Genomic DNA, 336 nt, shown 5'->3' with positions numbered 1-336 from the left:
TGACTTGGACGAGCTCAACGGAAAGATTGTGGACTTAGTCGATGCAATCAACAGGTCCGTGCCGTTTCGCAGTCAGCACATCAGCCGCAGGGATCTCTTCGAAGAACACGAGCAGCATCTCCTTGCTGACCTGCCGACAACCCCATGGCAGCACACCGAGTGGAAGCGCGCGAAAGTGGCCCCTGATTTCCATATCACGGTTGCAACCGTGCGCTACTCCGTCCCGCACCAGCTTGTTGGCCGCACTGTCGATGTGCGCATCACAGGCCAGGTCTTGACCGTCTTTGATCAGGGGACGACCGTGGCAACCCACCAGGTTTCGCATAAGCGTGGGGC

Annotated in this window: 1 pseudogene; it reads left to right on the top strand. The window is 58.3% G+C overall.

The annotated features are described in order from the left end of the window. Nucleotides 1-58: 58 nt before the first annotated feature. Nucleotides 59-336: pseudogene (locus tag HMPREF2993_RS08275) on the top strand (IS21 family transposase); the annotation flags it as partial.

The sequence above is a fragment of the Corynebacterium sp. HMSC068G04 genome, assembly GCF_001814885.1.
In the GTDB taxonomy this organism is placed as follows: Bacteria; Actinomycetota; Actinomycetes; order Mycobacteriales; family Mycobacteriaceae; genus Corynebacterium; species Corynebacterium hiratae.
This window is presented reverse-complemented; position numbering and strand designations above follow the sequence as displayed.